The following is an 18,735-nucleotide window of genomic DNA, read 5'->3' as shown; positions in this document are numbered from 1 at the left end:
CTGGCAAGCGAGGCCGTACCGAGTCGATTACCCGCCAGGTAATGCCGCGCTAGAAGGATTCGACACAGGACGGCTCGCGGTCGGTGGCGAACGCCGCGGTGGCCCGCGAAACCGCCCCGGCGGTCCGCTCCTTGATCCGCCCCGCCGCGGCCAGCGTGCTCGGCCGCGTCCCTCCGAGGAAGATCGCGCCGAGGTCGATCACGTCCAGTTCGAGATCCGGCGAGTCCGCCACCCGGGTGACCTCGGCGTTCCCTTCGGCATCGGCGGTGAGCCGCCAGTTCCCGGTGTTCCACGGGCAGAACGCGTCGTGCACACCGAACACCAGGTCCACCGGAGCGCCGTAGCGGCGGGTGACCAGGGCGCGGTCGACGTCGACGAGCCGGAACCACAGCGAGTCACCGGCGGATCGGGTCATTTTGCGGGGGTCGGCGAGCAGGTGGATGAGCGGTTCGTCGAGGGCGGCGAAGGCCTCCACCGTGACGACCAGGTCGTAGTCGAGCAGGAAGCGGTACAGCGTCGCGTAAGCCTCCGGCGTGGTCGCGACCAGTTCCTGCACGGTCAACGTGCCTTGCGGGCCTTCTTCGTTCCAGTCGTTCTTCACCCGGTAGATCACGTAGCCGTCCGGCAGGACGGCGAACTTCAGCGCGGTCGCGCCGTGGCGCCGGTATTCGGGGTCGTCGAGAAGGAACTCCCAGGTCGAATCGGGCCTGTCGAGCGCGCCGACCCGCTGCGGCGCTTCCTTTTCGTAAATCGCCCTGATCAGCGGGATCGCTTGCTCGCGCCCGATTTCGCGCACCCGCTCGGCTTCGAGTTCGACGCCGGGCCGGAACACGGACTTCGCGCGTACCTTCGCGCGGTAGAACTGCGCCGCGAGGCCGTAACCGAACCGTGAGTAGATGACCGCCTCGGACGCCCACAGCGCTGCGATCGGTTCGGCGCCGTCCTCGTGCAGACCGTGCAACTGCGCCCGCATGATCCGGGTGAGCACGCCCCGCCTGCGGTGCCCCGGGGCGACACCGACCGACGTCACCGCGGCCAGCGGCGTCTGGCGGGCACCGGGAACGGTGATCTTGCGAGTGAGCAGTTCACCCGCTCCGATGATGTCGTCACCGTCGAACACACCGTGCGTACGCTCCGGCTCGAACACCAGCTCTTCGCGGTGTTTCAATCCTTCAGTGAGATCGGTGAGAAAAGCGCCCGCGAGCAGTTCCGAGAACGCGGGCAGATCGTCGGTGGTCAGGGTTCGGATGGTCAAATCGTCATCACTCACCCAGTCGTCCTACGCCTGTTCACCGACGACCGCCACGCATTAACGAGCGAACATCAGGGCCGCGGCCCGATCACCTCGCCTTTTTCCAGCACTTCGATGGCCATCGCGGGGCACGAGTCCGCCGCGTCCAGCACCATCTCGTCCGGGTTCACTTCTCCCGTGACCGCCTTCGCCGTGGCGCCTTCGAGTTCGAAGACCTCCGGCACCAGGGCGGCGCACATCCCCGAGCCGATGCACGTACCGCCATCGACCTCGACTTTCCAGCTCATGCTCACCATCCGATCGGCATGGAGCGGGGCCCCCGCACCAGCATCTGCGTCTTCCACACGATATCGCCGTCGAGGCGCAGTCCGGGGAAATCCCGCAGTAATGCCTTCAACGCCTCCTGCAGTTCCAGCCTGGCCAGCGGAGCACCCAGACAGTGGTGCACGCCGTGCCCGAAACCGAGGTGAGGATTGGCTTCCCTGCCGAATTCGAGGGTTTCCGCCGAGCTGAACTGGAGCGCGTCCCGGTTGGCGGCACCGATCGCGACCATCACCGGCTCGCCTTCCTTCACCAGCACGTCACCCACTTGGACGTCTTCGGTGGCGTAGCGGGCGAACCCGGCTCCGGCACCCAGAGGGACGAACCGCAGCAGTTCCTCGACCGCGGCCGGGATCAGGTCCAGGTCCGCGCGCAGGCGGGCGAGCTGCTCCGGCTGCTCGAGCAGCGCGTAGACGAAGTTGGGGATCTGGCTGGCGGTGGTCTCGTGCCCGGCGATCAGGATGCCGATGCACATGTCGACCAGTTCCAGCTCGCTCAGCCTGTCGCGGACGTCGCGCGCTTCGATCAGCGCGGTCATCAGGTCGTCCTGGGGCCGGGCGCGGTGCTCTTCGACGAGCACGTGCATGTACGCCCGCAGTTCCTCCTGGTTGGCCATCATCTCTTCGGTGGTCAACGGGCTGGTCGACAGCGCGGCGTCGCTCCACACGCGGAACTTCGGCCGGTCCTCGACGGGGACGCCGAGCAGTTCGCAGATCACCGCGACCGGGATCGGCAGCGCGTAGTCCTCGACCAGGTCAGCGGGCTGTCCCTTGGCCTTCATGTCCTCGATCAGGCCCGCCGAGAGGTCCGCGACGCGCGGCCGCAGCAGTTCGACGCGGCGCATGGTGAACGCCTTCGCGACCAGCGTGCGCAACCGGGTGTGGTCGGGCGGGTCCATGGCCAGGATGCCGCCGGGCCGCCTGCCCGGCGCCATCCGCGGCTCGTCCTTGTCCGTGGCCATCGCGCGGGAGAACCGTCGATCGCCCAGGACGAACCGCGCGTCCGCGTACCGGGTGGCGAGCCACGTCGGCTCACCGTGCGGGAGGCGGACGCGGAGCATGCCCTTGGTGTCGCGGGCGGTGGCGTAGGCCTCGTCGAGTTCGAGTCCTGTGTCCTGGTTGAACGGGTAGGCGATGAATTCGGCGTCTGTGGTGGTCATTTGTCCGGAAACCCCCCGGCTCGGCGGTTTGTAAGCAACTGCTTACAACGCTAACCACGATCACGGTGAGCGTCAATGCGCCTACCGTGCGACGTCCGGCTAGCCTGTGCCCGATGACGGAAGAACCGCAGGTCCGCAAGCGCGACGCGGCCGCGACGAAGGCGGCCCTGCTCGACGCGGCGGCGGCGCTGTTCGCCGAGCGCGGTTTCGACCGGACGACCGTGCGCGACATCGCGAAGCTCGCCGGAGCCAATCAAGCGCTGCTGTTCCGCTACTTCGGGTCGAAGGACGCGCTCTTCGAAGAGGTCCTGGCGCGCGGCGGACGCGAGCAGATCGCCACCACACCGCCGGACGAACTGCTCGGGACGGCGTTGCGCAGCATGCTGGAGTCCGACACCGGCCGCGACCGCACCCTCGACGCCTACCTGCGCTCGACGGGGCACGACAGCGCGGCGGGCGCCGTCCGGCGGCAGCTCGGCGAGGAGTACGCGAAGGTGCTCGCCACGCTGACCGACGCCGACGACGCGGATCTGCGGGCCGACCTCATCCTGGCCTGGCTGCTCGGGATCGGCCTGGTCCGCGAGATCACCGGCAAGGAACCCCTGGCCAGCGCGGATCCCGACGACGTCTGCCGCCTCGTCCTCGGCGCGGCCCGGACGCTGCTGGAGCGCAGCGGGTAATCACGTCGCCATCCGCGGTCCGCTGTTCTACGGTCGGTCGCGTGATCCCGTTCCCGCCCGCCGGCACCGAAGCCGAGTTCGACAGTTTGACCAGGCAGGATCTTCTTCCGGCCGTGACCTCGCTGACCGGATCGCTCGGCCTGGGCGAAGCCGTCCCGTTCACCGAGGGCTCGCTGCCGGTCTACGCCGTCGGCGAAGACCTGGTCCTCAAACTGTTCCCGTCGGTACACCTCGACGAACTCCCCACCGAGCGGACGATGCTCGAAGTCCTGCACGGGAAGCTGCCGATCCCGACGCCCGCCGTGCACGACGTCGGCGAGCGGGACGGCTGGGGTTACGTGCTCATGGAACGTCTGCGCGGCGAAACGCTCAAGGACGCCTGGCCGAAACTGTCCACAGAGGACAAACACCGGCTCGCCCCCGAACTCGGCGAGGCGCTGTCCACGCTGCATTCCCTGCGCGACCCGCGGCTGGACACGCTGGATCCGCCGGATTGGGCCGCGTTCGTGGCCGAGCAGCGCGCGAACGCCGTCGAACATCACCGCCGGACCGGCCTCGACGAGGCCTGGATCGCGCAGATCCCGGCGTTCCTCGATTCCGTCGACCTTGGCTCGCCTCCTGTCGTCCCGCTGCACACCGAGTTCATGCGCGACCACGTCATGGTCACCCACGACGGCGAACGCCCGCGACTGACCGGGCTCTTCGATTTCGAACCGGCGATGCGCGGCGCGGCCGAGTACGACTTCGTCGCCGTCGGCCTGTTCGTTTCCGGCGGTGACAAGGACTTCCTGCGGCGCTTGCTCGCCGGGTACGGCGCGGAACCCGACGAAGAGTTCTCGCGCCGCTGCCTCGCGTACGCGCTTTTGCACGTCTACAGCAATTTCACGTGGTACTTCAAGGTTCTCCCGGCGCCGGAAGAACCGACGCTGGAGAGCCTCAGCCGCGCTTGGTGGTAGCCCAGGTCACCGGCACGGCCTCCGGACCGCGGAGCGAAAGCGGCGGCCGCCACGCGATTTCCGAGAGCGGCACGGCGAGATCCAGTCCGGGGAGGCCGTCGAGCAGTGTCCGGAACGCGATCTCCCCTTCGAGCCGGGCGAGTGCCGCGCCGAGGCAGAAGTGAAGTCCGTGCCCGAAGCCGAGTTGCGGCGCGTTCCGGCGCCGGATGTCGAACCGCGAAGCGCCGGGAAAGGCGGACTCGTCACGGTTCGCCGCGCCGGTGTGCGCCAGCACGGCCTCACCGCGCCGGACCAGGCCGCCACTCAGGTCGACGTCCTCCAGCGCGACCCGGAGCAGCGACGCGTCGGCCGGTCCGTCGAACCGCATGATCTCCTCGATGGCCCCCGCTGTCAGGCCGGGATCCGAGCGCAGCGCGGCGAGCTGCTCCGGATTCCCCGACAGCAGCACGATCCCGGTCGCGATCAGGCTGACCGTGGTCTCGTGCCCGGCCAGCAGGAGCTGGGTGGCGAGGTCGATCAACTCGGCCTCGGTGAACCGGTCACCGTCCTCGTCGCGGGTGTGCACGAGGACGCTCAGCAGGTCCTCGCCCGGATTCGCCCGCTTGACGGCGACGAGTGCCGCCATGTCGTCCGCACCGTCACGCCGCGCCTGCGCCACTTCCGCCGGCGTGTACGCCATAGGCGTGACGATCACCCGCGACCACTGGCGGAACCGTTCCTTGCCTTCGAACGGGACGCCGAGGATCTCGCACATGACCGCGGTGGGCAGGGGGAAGGCGAACATCTCCACGAGATCCACCGGAGGACCGTGCCGGCGCATCGCGTGCAGGAGGCCGTCGGCGATCTCCTGGATCCGTGGCCGCAGCCCGGCGATCCGGCGGACGGTGAAGGCCGGTGCCGAGAGCTTCCGCAGCCGTGTGTGATCCGGCGGGTCCATGTTCAGGATGCTGTGGTCACCGGTGGAGAAATCACCCGGCTCGATGAGACACGGCGCGCCGGGCGCGAGCAGATTCCGGGAGAACCGGGTGTCCGAGAAGATCAGGCGGACGTCTTCGTACCGGGTCACCAGCCAGCCTTCGCAACCGCTGGGGAAGACGACCCGGGACATCGGGGGATACTCCGCGTAAATCTCGCCCATCGGGGTCGCGGCGTGGTTCTTGGCCGCGGGATACGTGGCTGTCATGGGCCGATGATGAGTGGCGGGGAGCACCGCCGGAAGACTCCGGCCGATCACCCGCCCGAAGAGCCGAAGATCCTTCTCACCGCGTGATAATCCCGCGCAGGAACTCCAGGTAGTCCGGCCGCTCGGCCGAGGACAGCAGCGTCCCACCGCTCGCCCGCTGCGCCTGGATCAACCCGATGAAGGCCGTGTAGGCCAACAGGCCGCGATGCCGGGCCTCGGCTTCGGGGCAGTCCATCTCCCGGAAGCACCGGACGATGAAATCGACGCGGCGCGCGGTGACCTCGGCGAGCAGCGGGCCGATCACCGGGTCGCCGGCGTGGGCGAGCAGGGCCAGCTCGGCCCGTTCTTCGTCCTTCGCCCCGAAGACGAGCTCGAAGAGTTCGCGCAGCCGTCGCACCGGATCCGAGATCCCGTCCAGGAGGGCGATCAGCGCCTCGGTGTCCTGCTCGACCCAGCGGCGCACGGCGGCTTCGACCAGGGCGTCCCGGTTCGCGAAATGCCAGTAGAAACTGCCTTTCGTCGTCCCGAGCTTCGCGGCGATGGGCTCGACGGCGATCGCGGCGACCCCGCCTTCGCACAGCGCTTCGAGCGCCGCGTCGGCCCAATCTTCACGGGCGAGCTTCCGTTTGGCGGCCACCTTGCATACGCTACCGTACGGAAAACCATACGGCACCGTACGGAGGCGGCCATGCCTTTCGGATCACCCGCGAACTGGGGCGCGACCCCGGACGAACGCCGGCGCGCGCAGCCGGCGGACACCCTGCTCGACGGCCCCGTCGCGCTCTTCGACCGCGCCGTCACCGTGCACGCGCCCGCCGCGCTCGCCTACCGCTGGCTCTGTCAGATCTCGGTCGCGCCCTACAGCTACGACCTGCTCGACAACCTGGGCAAGCGCAGTCCGCGCACCCTCACTCCCGGCGCCGACGAACTCGCTCCCGGCGACACGCTGATCGTGTTCGAGCTGACCGAGGTGGAGCGGGGGCACAGCCTCACCGGGCGCACCTTCGCCAAGTCCGAGAACCTGTTCGGCCCGGTGGCCGCCACCTACTCGGTCGAGCCGATCGACGAGCGATCCTGCCGGATGCTGTGCCGCATCGTCGTGACTTCTCAGGGGTTCCGCGGCCGCCTCAAGGAGTTCCTGCTCGGCTGGGGCGACCTGATCATGATGCGGAAACAGTTGCTGACGTTGAAGAAGTACGCCGAACGCGACGCTCTGGCGCAACGCACGTCGTGAGTGGCGATTCGGGTTAGAACCCGAATCGCCACTCACGACCAACTCGACCCACGCGGTCCGGCGCTGAAGGGTCCCTTCGCCACGAACGACGCCCCGCTCTTGTTCAGGCACGGGCTGCCCGGGCCGACGGTGTTGCGAAAGCCACTTTCGCAACCTTCAACGTTGCGAAAGTGGCTTTCGCAACACCTGCCCCGCGACCGGCGCCGAAGGACGGAACGAGCACGCCACCGTTGGCTTACCCCTCAAGAGAACCGTCCTGCGACGCACTACGGCAGAGCTCGCCGGAGCAGCTCCGCCAAGTGCACGGCCCTGCGTCCGTCGAGTTGCTCGATCTGCGTCCGGCAGCTGAACCCGTCCGCGACCACTTCGGTTCCCTCGGCCGCGGCGCGGATCGCGGGCAGCATGCGGTCTTCCGCACAGGCGACGGAAACGTCGTAGTGGCCGCGTTCGAACCCGAAGTTGCCAGCCAATCCACAGCAACCGGAGTCCATTGTGGAATTGTGGATACCCGCCGCGCGCATCGCCGCCTCGTCGGCGCCGAAGCCGAGCACGGCGTGCTGGTGGCAATGGACCTGGCTGAGCGCCTCGACGTCCAACGACCGGAATTCCAGCGGTGAGTCCTCGATCAATTCGGCGAAGGTGCGGGTCTGCGCGGCGAGCAGTTTCGCCACCGGGTCACCGGGCAGGAGTGCCTCCAGATCACCGCGGAAGAGAGCCGTGCAACTCGGCTCCAGCCCGGCCACCTGATACCCCGACCGCAGGTACGGCTCGAGGACGGAAAGCGTGCGGCGCAGCACGTTCTTCGCCACGTCGAGCTGCCCGGTGGACACCCACGTGAGGCCACAGCAGACGCCGCGATCGGGCAGGACGACGTCGTAGCCGGCCGCGGTGAGCACCTCGGCCGCGGCGTCGAGGACGTCCGGAGTGAGGTAGTTGTTGAAAGAATCGGGCCACAGCACCACGCGCCGGGGGCCGGTCGCCCAGCGTTTGAGGTCGTCGCGGCGTCGCGTGAACGGTGTCCGGGCGAACGTCGGGAGCTCGCGTTCCGGTGCGATCCCGCCGAATTTCTTCAGCAGGCCGGAGAACCGGCGCGACATCGTGTTCGCCAGCCGTGGCGCCAGCGAGGCCGCGCGCAGCCACACCGGGAGCCAGCCCATCGAGTAGTGCGACGCCGGGCGCACCCGCCCCTTGTGGTGCTGGTGCAGGAATTCCGCCTTGTAGGTCGCCATGTCGACATCGACCGGGCAGTCGGAGAGACAGCCCTTGCACGAAAGGCAGAGATCCAGCGCCTCGGCGACTTCTTCCGAACGCCAGCCGTCGGTGATCAGTTCGCCGTTGACCATCTCGGCGAGCAGATGCGCGCGCCCGCGTGTCGAGTGCTTTTCCTCGCGGGTGGCGCGATAACTCGGGCACATCACGCCCGCGCCGGTGGTGTTGCGGCATTTCCCGACACCGACGCAGCGCCGCATCGCCTGCCCGAAGCTCCCCTGATCCTCCGGGTACGCGAGCGCGGTGACGTCCTCCAGCGCGAGCGGTGCCCGGCGGACCCGGAGATCGGCGTCGACCGGCCTCGGATCGACGAGGATGCCGGGGTTCATCCTGCCCGCCGGATCGAAGATCCCCTTGAACCGCGCGAAAAGCGCGAGGATCTCGGGGCTGTACATCCGGGACAGCAGTTCCGAGCGGGCCTGGCCGTCGCCGTGTTCGCCGGACAGCGAACCACCGTGCGCGGCGACCAGGTCGGCCGCCTCTTCGAGGAACGACCGGAACCCGGCGATCCCGTGCGGGGAAAGGAGATCGAAGTCCAGTCGCAGATGCAGGCAGCCCTCGCCATAGTGGCCGTAGACGACACTCTTGCGGCCGTGCTTCCGCATGAGTTCCTTGAACTCGCGCAAGTAGGCGCCCAACCGCGCGGGCGGGACGGCGGCGTCTTCCCAGCCTGGCCAGGCTTCCTCGCCACCGGCCAGGCGCGTCGCGAGACCGGCGCCCTCCTCCCGGATGCGCCACAGCCGCTTCTGCGCGGCCGCGTCGTCCAGCAGCGCGGATCCGGTCAGCGCGCCCCGCAGTCCGGCGATCAGGTCGCGCGCCTTGTCCGGGTCTTCCATCTCGACGAACAACCAGGCCCCACCCGGCGGGAGTCCGTCGGCACGGCCCGGCTCCAGCAGTGCGACGAGGTCCGCGTCGACCCCTTCCACGGTCAGCGGCGACCACGGCAGGATCGCCGGGACCGCGTCGGCCGCGGCGATGTCGGACTCGAAGCCGAGCACCGCGAGCACCTTGCGTTTCGGCACCTCGGCGAGGGAGACCGTCGCCCCCAGCACGGTGACGCAGGTGCCCTCGCTGCCGACCAGCGCCTTGGCGACGTCGAAACCGTTCTCCGGCAACAGGTGTTCCAGCCCGTACCCGGACACCCGCCTGCTGAACGAGGACAGCTCGGTGCGCAGCAACGCCAGGTTGTCCCGGACGAGCGCGCGCAACTCCGAGAAGACCCGGCCTTCCGTACCGGGCTTGGCCGCTCGCTCGTCCACTTCGGACGGTGAGGTGGGCCCGACGGTCAGCCGGGTGCCGTCGTAGAGCAGCACGTCCAGTTCACGGACGACGTCGACCGTGCGCCCGTAGGCGACCGAATGCGAACCGCAGGCGTTGTTGCCGATCATCCCGCCGATCGTGCAGCGCGAATGCGTCGACGGATCGGGGCCGAAGCGGAGCCCGTGCGGCGCGGCGAGCGCTTGGAGGTCGTCGAGGACGGTCCCGGGCGCCACCCGCGCCGTCCGCGCCCCGGGATCGAGGTCGAGGACCCCGCCGAGGTGACGCGACAGGTCGATCACGACGCCCGGCCCGCACGAGTTGCCCGCGACGCTGGTGCCGCCGCCTCTGGCGATCACCGGCAGCCCGGCCTCCCGGCAGGCGGCGACGGCCGCGATCACTTCGTCGACGCTCCGCGGCAGCACCACGCCCTGGGGCACGTGCCGGTAGTTGGAGGCGTCGGTCGTGTACAGAGCCAGTGTCGCGGCGTCGGCCAGGATCTCCACGGAGTCCATTCAAGACAACCGGGGGCGAGAACGCATCGGCGAACCTCTCCGGACGGGTGTGTCGGAAACCACGTCCGGTGTGCGATCGTGAGCGCGTGACGGCGAAACGCCAGGTCGCGACGGAACTCGCCGCCGAGCACAGCGCGGTGCTCGGCGGGCTTCTGCGCGAGCGCGAAGCGCTGCTCGCCACCCTCGACAGGGTCGCGGCGCTCAACGGCACCGCCCGGCTGATCCGCGAGTCGATCGGCACGCATTCCGGTTTCGTCGCCGAGCTGACCGGACCCGAACAGGCGGTGATCCGCTGGATGTCGGGCACCCGCACGGACGCACTGCAGGACCTCGCCGTGCCGATCGGCCAGGGCATCGGTGGCCGCGTGCTGGCGCTGGGCAGGCCGGTGCGGGTCAACGACTACGTCAGCTCGCCGAGCATCACCCACCAGTTCGACGCGCAGGTCCGCGGCGAGGGCCTCGCCGCGATGATCGCCGTCCCGATCGTCAACGGGACCGAAACCGTCGCCATCGCGTACGCCGCCATGCGCGAGCCGCGCGACTTCGGCGACGACGCCGTCCAATCCCTCGTAGAGATCGCCGGGGAGGCGGGCCGGGCGCTGAAACTGGCGTCGGTCGCCGAGGCCGACCGCGAAACGGCGTTGTCCGCCGAGCGGCTCCGCATGCAGAGCGCGCTGCACGATTCCGTCGGCGCGCTGCTGTTCTCCATCGGTGTCCAGGTCCGGAACCTGCACGAGGACATCAGCGACAACCCGGCGCTCGAATCGCGGCTGCGGCGGCTGGAGGGCGACGTGTCGGCCGCGTCGCGGGCACTGCGCGAGTCGCTGCTGGCGCTGTCGGAGTCGAGTCCGGAGCGCGCGCTGCCGGTGGAACTGGCCGAGCACTGCCGCTCGTTCCAGGCCCGCTGCGGCGTCCCGGCGCGGTTCGTCCAGCTCGCGCCGGTGCCGCGACTGGACGCCGAACGCACCGGACTGCTGGTCGCGGCCGTCCGGGAGGGCCTGCTCAACGTCGAGAAACACGCCGACGCGCTGTCGGTCGTGGTCAGCCTGCTGCCCAGCGAAGAGGGCGTGCAGGTGGTCGTCGCCGACGACGGGACCGGTCATCGTGGTGACGAACCGGAACCGGGGACCGGGATGGGCCTGCGCGCGCTGGCGGAACGCGCCGCGCGGCTCGGCGGCCGGGTCAGCCTGGTCCACGACGAGGACGACGGGTGCACACTGCGCGCTTGGGTGCCGGAACCGTGCCGTCGCCGGTGACCGTGCTCGTCGTGGACGACCATCCGGTGGTCCGCGACGGGGTGAGCCTGCTGCTGCGCTACGACCCGGCGATGACCGTGGTGGGTTCGGCCGAGACCGGCCGGGCCGCGATCCAGCGGGCGGGCGAGCTGAAACCGGTGTTGATCCTGCTGGACCTGCGGCTGCCGGACATGCTCGCACCCGAGGTCATCGCCGAGCTCCGGCGCGTGCACCCGGCCGGGCGGATCGTGGTGTTCACCGCGCACGGCGACCATCAGGGCGTGCGGGCCGCGCTGGACTCCGGGGCGCACGGCTGCCTGCTCAAGGACGTCGCCGGGACGGATCTGGTGGCCGCGTTGCGGCAGGTGCTGAAGGGTGACCGGGTCGTCGATCCGCGCATCTTCCCCGACGACGGCCAGCGGTCCGACGCGCTGGCCCGCAGCGGCCTGACGCGGCGCGAGTACGAGGTCCTGCGGCTGGCCGCGCAGGGACAGACGAATCCGGAGATCGCGGAATCGACCGGGCTGGCGCGGAACACGGTGAAGACGTACCTGCAGTCCGCGCTGCACAAACTCGGCGCCCGCAACCGCGTCGAAGCCATCGGCAAGGCCTCCGAAGCCGGCCTCCTCTGACGCGTTTCGTCCTCTGGTTGCGGTACTTGCACGTGCAACTACCGCAACCAGAGGACGAGTTGCGCCGTGTCCGTTTTGTAGCCGGGTGGGTCTCCAAGTGGGGGTAACGCGGCGGAGGGTGCCCACGCAGGATGACCGCCACCGATCGTGACTCGCGTCACACGGACGGAGGAGGCGGCTTGCTGAGTGTCCGTGATCTTCAGGTGCGGTACGGCCGATCGGTGGCCGCACTGCACGGGGTCGACCTCGATGTTTCACCCGATGGAGTACTGGCTGTCCTGGGCAGCAACGGCGCCGGGAAATCGACCCTGCTGCGGACCGTCTCCGGCACCCTGCGCATGCACCGCGGCTTGGTTTCCGCCGGCGAGGTCCGCTACGACGGCAAGTCGCTGACCAGGCTCGATCCGGCCCGCATCGTCGGGCTGGGCGTCGTCGGGGTTCCCGAAGGCCGTCAGGTCTTCGCGCGGATGACCGTCGAGGAGAACCTCCGCGCGGGCGGGATCGGCGCCCGCTCCCCCGGGCAGCGCGCCGCCGCGAGGAAACGCGTCGACGAACTCTTCCCGGTCCTGTCCGAGCGGGCCAAACAACGCGCGGGCCTGCTTTCCGGCGGTGAGCAGCAGATGCTCGCGATCGGCCGCGCGCTGATGTCCGGCCCGCGGCTGCTGCTGCTCGACGAACCGTCGCTCGGCCTCGCGCCGAAGATCGTCGAACAGATCGGCGCCATCATCCGCGAGATCCACGATCAGGGCACCGCCGTGGTGCTGGTCGAGCAGAACGCGGTGATGGCGTTGCGCGTGGCCGACCACGCGATCGTCCTCGAAGTGGGCCGGGTCGCGCTGGCCGGGACGACGGCCGAACTCATCGCGAGCGAGGACGTCCAACGGCTCTACCTGGGCGGCCACGCCGAGTCGCAGGCTACTGCCGAAGCCGAGGCCGCGGACGCTCGCGAGCACCTCGCGGGCCGGAGTCTTTCGAGGTGGGCCGGATGACGCCGCCCGAGTTGCACGTCACGAACGTGACCCTGCGCTTCGGCGGGATCCGGGCGCTGGACGACGTCTCCTTCACCGTCGCCTCCGGTTCGCTGCACGCGCTCATCGGCCCGAACGGTGCCGGGAAGTCCAGTTGCTTCAACGTGATCAGCGGTCTCTACCGGGCGAACGCGGGCAGCGTCCGGCTCGGTGACACCGTCCTTTCCGGACTCGCGCCGCATCGGCTCGCCGGGCTCGGCGTCGGCCGGTCGTTCCAGAACGCCGCCCTCTCCCCCGGCTCGACCGTGCTCGACAACGTCATGCTCGGGCGGCACGCGCTGACCAAGGGCGGATTCCTCGCCTGCGGTCTCCGGCTGCCGTGGACGACCCGGGCCGAACGGCGGCATTCCGCGCGGGCCAAGGAGATCTGCGACTTCCTCGGGATCGGCGCGCTGGTCGACCTCCCGGTCGGGGCGCTGCCGTACGGGGCGGTGAAACGCGTCGACCTCGCCCGTGCGCTCGCCGTCGAACCGGTCCTGTTGCTGCTCGACGAACCCGCGGCCGGGATGAACGCGACCGAGACCGCCGAGCTGGCCGGGACGATCCGCGACGTCCGCGACGCGCTCGGCATCTCGATCCTGCTCGTGGAACACGACATGGGGCTGGTGATGGGCATCGCGGACCGGGTCACCGTCCTGGACTTCGGCAGGCGGATCGCCGACGGCACCCCGGCCGAGGTCCAGTCGGATCCGGACGTGATCAGGGCATACCTCGGCACGGAGGCCACGGCGTGAACACTTTCCTGCAACTCGTGGTGAACGGACTCGGCAAGGGCGCGGTGTTCGCGTTGCTGGCGCTGGGTTTCGTGATCATCTTCAAGGCGACCGAAGTGGTCAACTTCGCGCACGGCTCACTCGTGCTCTTCGGCGGCTACCTGGTCGTGGTGACCCGCGAATCGCTCGGCTGGGCGGGCGCTTCCCTGGTCGGCATCGTCTCGGCCGGGCTGCTCGCTCTCCTGCTGGAACGGTTGCTGCTGTCCCGCTCGCGGCACGCGGACGCGAACAGCCTGGCGCTGCTGACCATAGGTGTCGACGTGATCATCACCGAGGAGATCGTGCGACGGCTCGGCGTCACCTTGCCGTTCCTCGGCGACGCCTGGGACGCGCAACCGTTCCAGATCGGCGGGATCACGCTGTTCCGCACGCATCTGGTCGCGCTGCTCGTCGCGGCCGTGCTGATCACCGCGTTCACCCTCGCGTTCAAGTACTCGAACTGGGGTGTCGCGATGCGGGCGCAGGCCGAGAACCGCGAGGCCGCCGCGCTGATGGGGATCCGCAGTTCCCGGGTGACGGCGACCGCGTGGGTGGTGGCCGGGGTACTCGCCGGGGTCGCGGTGCTGTTCATCGCCACCCAGGACTTCTCGGGCGCGGGCCTGTCCCGCGGCACGCACTCCATCGCGCTCGCGGCGTTCCCCGCGGCCATCCTCGGCGGGCTGGATTCGACCGCGGGCGCGGTGGTGGGCGGGCTGGTCGTCGGCCTCGTCGAGGCGCTTTCGGCGCAGTACGTGTCGTTCGACTTCTCCAAGAGCGCGGTCTTCCTGGTGATGCTCGTGGTCCTGGTGGTGCGGCCGTCGGGGTTGTTCGGGACGAGGGAGAGCACACGTGTCTGACACCGCTGTGAAATCCCCCGCCCCGGCCCCGCCGGCACCGCCCGCGAAGCGTGATCGGACACGGCTGATCAAGGCCCTGTTGTGGATCGCGCTGCTCGTCGTCCTCCTGGCGATCCCGTTGTATCTCGACGCCGCCTGGCTGAAGGCCGGGCAGTACATGATGATCGGCGGGGTCGGCGCGATCGGGCTGACCCTGCTGGTCGGGCAGGCCGGGCAACTGTCGCTGGCGCACGCGTTCTTCCTGCTCGCGGGCGCGACCGGGTACACCGTCCTTTCCGGACCGACCGGGGACGAGCGTGTGTTCGGGCTCGGCCTCGACCCCGGCCTGTCGCTGGTCGGCGCGGTGGCCATCGCCGCGTTGCTGGGCTTGGCCTTCGCCCCGGTTTCCGGCCGCCTGCGCGGGATCTACCTCGGCGTCGCGTCGTTGTCGCTGGTGTTCCTGGGGCTCTACTTGGGACAGTCGGCCGAGAAGCTGACCGGCGGGACGTCGACCGGGCGCACACCCCAGCCGTTCTCCCTGTTCGGCTTCCCGTTCACCAACGACGGCCCCGAAATCGCGCTGATGGGCGTGCCGATCAGGCAGGCGGAACGGACCTGGTACCTGTTCCTGTTGCTGACGGTGCTCGCCTTCGTCGTCGCCCGCGCGGCGGTCTCCAGCCGGATCGGCCGGTCGTGGCGTGCGGTGCGGGACAACGAAGCCGCCGCGTCCGTGATGGGCGTCAACGTCACGAGGGCCAAAGCAGGCGCGTTCGCGGTCTCTTCGGCGTACGCGGGACTCGCGGGCGCGATGACCGTGCTGTGGTTCGACATCCTCAAACCCGACGAAAGCGAATTCGGCACGTACGGCATCAACATCTCCATCGCCTTCCTGGCCATGGTGATCATCGGGGGACTCGGCTCGGTGCCCGGCGCGCTGGTGGGCGCGCTGATCGTCAACGGGCTGCCGCAGGTGCTTTCGCTGTATTCCGCCGATCTCGGCTGGTTCTCCGGAACCGGGGACGGCGCACTGACCCCGATCCTGGTCAGCTCGTTCGTCTACGGCGCCGCGATCATCCTCGTGGTGCTTTTCGAACCGGGCGGGCTCGCCGCGATCGGCCGCCGCATCACCCCCTCGAAGAAACGTCATCTCCCGGAGGAGCAAGGAAAATGAAACGCATGTATCCGGCCGCCGCGCTGGCGGCGGTCCTCGTCCTCTCGGCGTGCAGTACGAAAGCGGGCGACTCGGGGTCCTCGGGGGCGGACGGTTCGGGCGTCAAGGCGGGCAAGGGAGTGACGGCCTCGGAGATCACCCTCGGCGTGATGACCGACAAGACCGGGGTCTTCAAGAACCTCGGACTCGGCATCACGCAAGGGAACGAGCTGTGGGCCAAGGACTTCAACGCCGCGGGCGGGGCGTGCGGGCGCCAGGTCAAACTGGAGACCGTCGACCACGGCTACAAGGCGGACACGGCGAAAACCCTGTACCCGCAGATCGAGCCGAAGGTGCTCGGGTTCGTGCAGTTGCTCGGCTCGCCGGTGGTGGCCGCGCTGAAACAGAACATCGCCTCGGACAAGACCGTCGCCGCACCCGCGTCGTGGTCTTCGGAACTGCTCGACAACCCGTACGTGATGATCGTCGGGACGACCTACGACCTGGAGATCATCGACGGCCTTTCCTATTTCCAGGAACAAGGCCTGGTGAAGGACGGCGACACGATCGGGCACGTCTACATCGACGGCGAGTACGGCAAGAACGGCCTGCGCGGCTCGCAGTTCTACGCCAAGAAGCACAATCTGACCGTCAAGGAAGTCAAGATCACCTCGACCGACAACGACCTGACCAACATCGTCACCGGGCTCAAGGGTGACGGCGTCAAGGCGATCGTCCTGACCACCACGCCGGCCCAGACCGGTTCCGCGCTAGCGGCGAACAAGGCACTCGGGTTGAACGTGCCCGTGCTCGGCAACAACCCGGTGTTCGATCCCGTGCTGCTGAAGAGCCCGGCGGCGAACGCGCTGGACAAACTGACGATCGTCGCCAGCAGTGTCCCGTTCTCCGCCGACCTCCCCAAGGCCAAGGACGTCGCGGCGAAGTACAAGGCGGCGTACAAGGAGACCCCGAACGGCGGGATCCCCTACGGCTACGCGGTCGGCGAAGTGTGGGGCGCGGTGCTCAAGAAGGCTTGCGAGAACAAGGACCTCACCCGGGACGGCATCGCCGCGGCGCTGAAGCAGACGACGTCGGCGAGCACGGAGGACCTGGTGGCGGCGCTGGACTTCTCGAAGGCGGGCACCCCGGCGACACGCCAGGTGTACGCGGCGACACCGGACGCGTCGGCCGAGGGCGGGGTCCGCTACGTCAAGCCGCTGTTCGAGGCTCCCGAGGCGAAGGAGTACGTGGCTCCGCACCAGAAGTGAGTCTCGCTTCGGCCAGTGCGTTCGCTTCGGCCAACGGTGTCGTGCCGTTGGCCGAAGCGGCGTCGAGAATCCTTCGCGTGGTCTCCTCCAGGGTCTCGACGCGGGCGAGCGCCTCGTCGTGCGTGAGCTTCTCCTTCTCCCGGCCGAGCGTGTAGACGACTCCCCCGGCACTCGCGACGAAATCCGGGATCCACAGGACACCCCTGGCGGCGAGGTCGTCCGCCACCGCGTCGTCGGTGAGCTGGTTGTTGGCGGGGCCGACGACGAGCGGCGCGCTGACCTCGGCGGCGGGGCTGAACACCCCGCCGACGGCCGCGGGGATCAGGACGTCGGCCTCGATGCCGAGTACCCGGTCCGGCGCGACGCGACGCAGCCCCAGCCCCGCGGCGGCCCGTAGCCGTTGTTCGTCCACATCGGACACGGTGACCTCGGCGCCCTGCGCGGCCAAGGCGATGGCCAGGTGTTCGCCGACCGAACCGTACCCGCTGATGACCACTTCGCGCCCTCGCATCGAGGTCTCACCGAAGACGGTCTTCGCCCCTGCCCTCAGTGCGGCGAGCACCCCGACGGCGGTCGGGCCACTGGACGAGCCGGTGCCGCCGTGCTCTTCGGGCACGCAGAACGCGTGCGGGGTCCGCTCGCGCAGCACGAGCATGTCGTCCGGGCCGGTGCCGACGTCCGGACCGGCGAGATACGCCCCATCGAGTGACGCGATGAGGTCGGCGTGGTCGAGCAGGATGTCGCGCCGCTGCTCCGGCGAAGGCACCCGTTCGAGTGCGACGACGCTCTTGCCTCCGCCGAAGTCCAGGCCCGCGACGGCGCATTTGCGGGTCATCGCCGCGGACAGCCTCAGGACGTCGTCGATCGCGTCGCCCAGCTCCGGATAGACCTTGAACCGGCAGCCTCCGACGGCCGGGCCGAGCACTCGCGAATGCACGGCGACCATCGTGGTCACCCCGGACCGGCGCCCCCGCCGGACGACCAGCTCTTGTACGGACATCCTGCTTCCTCCTGCGCATTTAGTCGACTGGTTGCGCCGAAGTTAGGCTGTTCATCAGGCTTACGGGGGCTTTGCCGAACGATATTCGGCATGCCGGGGAAAGGGGCAGGCGTGGACGAACTTGATTCGGCGATCATCCGGGAACTCCAGGCGGATGCGCGGCAGTCGAACCGCGACATCGCCCGCAAGGTCGGCGTCGCGCCGTCGACCTGCCTCGAACGCACGCGGCTGCTGCGGGAACGCGGCGTCATCCGCGGCTATCACGCGGACATCGACCTGCGGAGCCTCAACCGCGGCGTGCAGGCGATGGTGTCGGCGCAGGTGCGGCCGCTGAGCCGGGAGGTGATCGACTCCTTCCAGCGCTCGGTCGCGGAATTGTCGGAGGTCCTTTCGGTCTTCGTCACCGCGGGGAGCGACGATTTCCTGATCCACGTCGCCGCACAGGACGTCGAACAGCTCCACTCATTCCTGGTGGATCGCTTGTCGAAGCGCAAGGAGATCGTGGGTTTCCGGAGTTCGATCATTTTCCGGCATCTGCGCAAGACCGAGCTGGAATCGCTTCCGCTGCGAATACCAGGTGACAACCCCTAGGTCTTCACCCTGGAATACCCGACACACCACCCTTGAGTACGCCCGAAATCCAAGACTTCGCACCGGAGAAGACGGAAACTGTCGGGGGTATGGGTTTGACTGTTCACAGCGGAACAGAAAGGAGGCACGCCATGGACGTTCGGACAGAGCTGAACCATCGTGAGCGGGCCACCCTGAGAGCGGTGGCCGAGGGCCACGCCGAGATCAGCTGCAGCTGCGAGCCGGACCTGTTCGTCGACGGTCTCGCCTGCTGCGACCAGCACACCGCGCACCGCCTCGCCCATCTCGGCCTGGTGGCACCCTCCCGGGGCGGCCGCTGGGGCGAACGCGTTCCCGCCCTGCTCACCGAGGCGGGAGCGGTGGCGCTGGGAGGCCTCGTCAGCCCCGAGGTGGCCGCGTAAACAGGTTGCCCACGCG

General features: G+C 69.1%; 19 protein-coding genes. 12 read left to right on the top strand and 7 right to left on the bottom strand.

Annotation, left to right across the window (positions count from 1 at the left end; genetic code table 11):
• Positions 1 to 49 precede the first annotated feature (49 nt).
• The 3 genes from ACLJPX_RS30660 to ACLJPX_RS30650 are packed head-to-tail and all read right to left on the bottom strand — an operon-like array spanning position 50 to position 2,732.
• Positions 50 to 1,270 (bottom strand): GNAT family N-acetyltransferase, encoded by a 1,221-nt coding sequence (locus tag ACLJPX_RS30660; protein ID WP_410603973.1) that lies wholly within the window; start codon positions 1,268 to 1,270, stop codon positions 50 to 52.
• Between the two features lie 53 nt (positions 1,271 to 1,323).
• Positions 1,324 to 1,539, bottom strand: a complete 216-nt coding sequence (locus tag ACLJPX_RS30655) for a ferredoxin (protein WP_410603972.1) — start codon at positions 1,537 to 1,539, stop codon at positions 1,324 to 1,326.
• A gap of 2 nt (positions 1,540 to 1,541) precedes the next feature.
• Positions 1,542 to 2,732, bottom strand: a complete 1,191-nt coding sequence (locus ACLJPX_RS30650; RefSeq protein WP_410603971.1) for a cytochrome P450 — start codon at positions 2,730 to 2,732, stop codon at positions 1,542 to 1,544.
• Positions 2,733 to 2,845: 113 nt separating this feature from the next.
• On the opposite strand from ACLJPX_RS30650, the gene ACLJPX_RS30645 reads away from it, so the two are divergent.
• Positions 2,846 to 3,412, top strand: a complete 567-nt coding sequence (locus ACLJPX_RS30645) for a TetR/AcrR family transcriptional regulator (RefSeq protein ID WP_101605772.1) — start codon at positions 2,846 to 2,848, stop codon at positions 3,410 to 3,412.
• 41 nt (positions 3,413 to 3,453) lie between these two features.
• Positions 3,454 to 4,368 (top strand): phosphotransferase family protein, encoded by a 915-nt coding sequence (locus ACLJPX_RS30640; RefSeq protein WP_410603970.1) that lies wholly within the window; start codon positions 3,454 to 3,456, stop codon positions 4,366 to 4,368.
• On the opposite strand, the gene ACLJPX_RS30635 is transcribed toward ACLJPX_RS30640, so the two are convergent.
• Both ACLJPX_RS30635 and ACLJPX_RS30630 read right to left on the bottom strand, forming a co-directional pair.
• On the bottom strand, positions 4,349 to 5,551 hold the full coding sequence (locus ACLJPX_RS30635; RefSeq protein ID WP_410603969.1) for a cytochrome P450: 1,203 nt from the start codon (positions 5,549 to 5,551) through the stop codon (positions 4,349 to 4,351). The genes ACLJPX_RS30640 and ACLJPX_RS30635 overlap by 20 nt on opposite strands.
• Positions 5,552 to 5,627: 76 nt before the next feature.
• On the bottom strand, positions 5,628 to 6,188 hold the full coding sequence (locus ACLJPX_RS30630; protein WP_410603968.1) for a TetR/AcrR family transcriptional regulator: 561 nt from the start codon (positions 6,186 to 6,188) through the stop codon (positions 5,628 to 5,630).
• 51 nt (positions 6,189 to 6,239) lie between these two features.
• Between ACLJPX_RS30630 and ACLJPX_RS30625 the strand changes: the two genes are divergently transcribed.
• Positions 6,240 to 6,785 carry a hypothetical protein gene (locus ACLJPX_RS30625; protein WP_101605768.1) on the top strand — a complete coding sequence of 182 codons (546 nt, stop codon included), beginning with the start codon at positions 6,240 to 6,242 and terminating at the stop codon, positions 6,783 to 6,785.
• 266 nt (positions 6,786 to 7,051) lie between these two features.
• On the opposite strand, the gene ACLJPX_RS30620 is transcribed toward ACLJPX_RS30625, so the two are convergent.
• The gene (locus ACLJPX_RS30620; protein ID WP_410603967.1) at positions 7,052 to 9,826 is read right to left on the bottom strand and encodes an FAD-binding and (Fe-S)-binding domain-containing protein; all 2,775 of its coding nucleotides are present in this window, start codon (positions 9,824 to 9,826) and stop codon (positions 7,052 to 7,054) included.
• Between the two features lie 86 nt (positions 9,827 to 9,912).
• On the opposite strand from ACLJPX_RS30620, the gene ACLJPX_RS30615 reads away from it, so the two are divergent.
• The 7 genes from ACLJPX_RS30615 to ACLJPX_RS30585 all read left to right on the top strand — a co-directional run bounded on the left by ACLJPX_RS30615 (position 9,913) and on the right by ACLJPX_RS30585 (position 16,727).
• Positions 9,913 to 11,082 (top strand): GAF domain-containing protein, encoded by a 1,170-nt coding sequence (locus ACLJPX_RS30615; protein WP_101605767.1) that lies wholly within the window; start codon positions 9,913 to 9,915, stop codon positions 11,080 to 11,082.
• On the top strand, positions 11,052 to 11,693 hold the full coding sequence (locus ACLJPX_RS30610) for a response regulator (protein WP_174720380.1): 642 nt from the start codon (positions 11,052 to 11,054) through the stop codon (positions 11,691 to 11,693). Before ACLJPX_RS30615 ends, ACLJPX_RS30610 begins: the two co-directional genes overlap by 31 nt.
• Before the next feature lie 179 nt (positions 11,694 to 11,872).
• A complete protein-coding gene (locus ACLJPX_RS30605; RefSeq protein ID WP_410603966.1) occupies positions 11,873 to 12,682 on the top strand; it encodes an ABC transporter ATP-binding protein in 810 nt (269 codons plus the stop codon).
• Entirely contained in the window at positions 12,679 to 13,455 is a 777-nt protein-coding gene (locus ACLJPX_RS30600) for an ABC transporter ATP-binding protein (RefSeq protein ID WP_410603965.1), read from the top strand. The genes ACLJPX_RS30605 and ACLJPX_RS30600 overlap by 4 nt, the downstream gene beginning before the upstream one ends.
• On the top strand, positions 13,452 to 14,330 hold the full coding sequence (locus tag ACLJPX_RS30595; RefSeq protein ID WP_101605764.1) for a branched-chain amino acid ABC transporter permease: 879 nt from the start codon (positions 13,452 to 13,454) through the stop codon (positions 14,328 to 14,330). Before ACLJPX_RS30600 ends, ACLJPX_RS30595 begins: the two co-directional genes overlap by 4 nt.
• On the top strand, positions 14,323 to 15,480 hold the full coding sequence (locus tag ACLJPX_RS30590) for a branched-chain amino acid ABC transporter permease (RefSeq protein WP_410603964.1): 1,158 nt from the start codon (positions 14,323 to 14,325) through the stop codon (positions 15,478 to 15,480). Before ACLJPX_RS30595 ends, ACLJPX_RS30590 begins: the two co-directional genes overlap by 8 nt.
• Positions 15,477 to 16,727, top strand: a complete 1,251-nt coding sequence (locus ACLJPX_RS30585) for an ABC transporter substrate-binding protein (protein WP_410603963.1) — start codon at positions 15,477 to 15,479, stop codon at positions 16,725 to 16,727. Before ACLJPX_RS30590 ends, ACLJPX_RS30585 begins: the two co-directional genes overlap by 4 nt.
• Here ACLJPX_RS30585 and ACLJPX_RS30580 read toward each other — a convergent pair.
• The gene (locus ACLJPX_RS30580; protein ID WP_410603962.1) at positions 16,669 to 17,727 is read right to left on the bottom strand and encodes a Glu/Leu/Phe/Val dehydrogenase dimerization domain-containing protein; all 1,059 of its coding nucleotides are present in this window, start codon (positions 17,725 to 17,727) and stop codon (positions 16,669 to 16,671) included. The genes ACLJPX_RS30585 and ACLJPX_RS30580 overlap by 59 nt on opposite strands.
• Before the next feature lie 111 nt (positions 17,728 to 17,838).
• Here ACLJPX_RS30580 and ACLJPX_RS30575 point away from each other — a divergent pair, with 111 nt between their 5' ends.
• The gene (locus ACLJPX_RS30575) at positions 17,839 to 18,318 is read left to right on the top strand and encodes an Lrp/AsnC family transcriptional regulator (RefSeq protein ID WP_410603961.1); all 480 of its coding nucleotides are present in this window, start codon (positions 17,839 to 17,841) and stop codon (positions 18,316 to 18,318) included.
• Positions 18,319 to 18,449: 131 nt separating this feature from the next.
• Complete coding sequence (locus ACLJPX_RS30570; RefSeq protein WP_410603960.1) at positions 18,450 to 18,719, top strand: hypothetical protein; 270 nt, start codon at positions 18,450 to 18,452, stop codon at positions 18,717 to 18,719.
• The last annotated feature ends 16 nt before the right edge of the window (positions 18,720 to 18,735 follow it).

Origin of the sequence: Amycolatopsis sp. lyj-90, from assembly GCF_046549035.1 — a bacterium.
Taxonomy (GTDB): domain Bacteria; phylum Actinomycetota; class Actinomycetes; order Mycobacteriales; family Pseudonocardiaceae; genus Amycolatopsis.
This window is presented reverse-complemented; position numbering and strand designations above follow the sequence as displayed.

Coding starts and splice junctions, on each gene's coding strand:
- ACLJPX_RS30570 (WP_410603960.1), top strand. CDS start 18,450: ATGGACGTTCGGACAGAGCTGAACCATCGTGAGCGGGCCACCCTGAGA.
- ACLJPX_RS30620 (WP_410603967.1), bottom strand. CDS start 9,826: ATGGACTCCGTGGAGATCCTGGCCGACGCCGCGACACTGGCTCTGTAC.
- ACLJPX_RS30625 (WP_101605768.1), top strand. CDS start 6,240: ATGCCTTTCGGATCACCCGCGAACTGGGGCGCGACCCCGGACGAACGC.
- ACLJPX_RS30650 (WP_410603971.1), bottom strand. CDS start 2,732: ATGACCACCACAGACGCCGAATTCATCGCCTACCCGTTCAACCAGGAC.
- ACLJPX_RS30645 (WP_101605772.1), top strand. CDS start 2,846: ATGACGGAAGAACCGCAGGTCCGCAAGCGCGACGCGGCCGCGACGAAG.
- ACLJPX_RS30580 (WP_410603962.1), bottom strand. CDS start 17,727: ATGTCCGTACAAGAGCTGGTCGTCCGGCGGGGGCGCCGGTCCGGGGTG.
- ACLJPX_RS30655 (WP_410603972.1), bottom strand. CDS start 1,539: ATGAGCTGGAAAGTCGAGGTCGATGGCGGTACGTGCATCGGCTCGGGG.
- ACLJPX_RS30585 (WP_410603963.1), top strand. CDS start 15,477: ATGAAACGCATGTATCCGGCCGCCGCGCTGGCGGCGGTCCTCGTCCTC.
- ACLJPX_RS30600 (WP_410603965.1), top strand. CDS start 12,679: ATGACGCCGCCCGAGTTGCACGTCACGAACGTGACCCTGCGCTTCGGC.
- ACLJPX_RS30635 (WP_410603969.1), bottom strand. CDS start 5,551: ATGACAGCCACGTATCCCGCGGCCAAGAACCACGCCGCGACCCCGATG.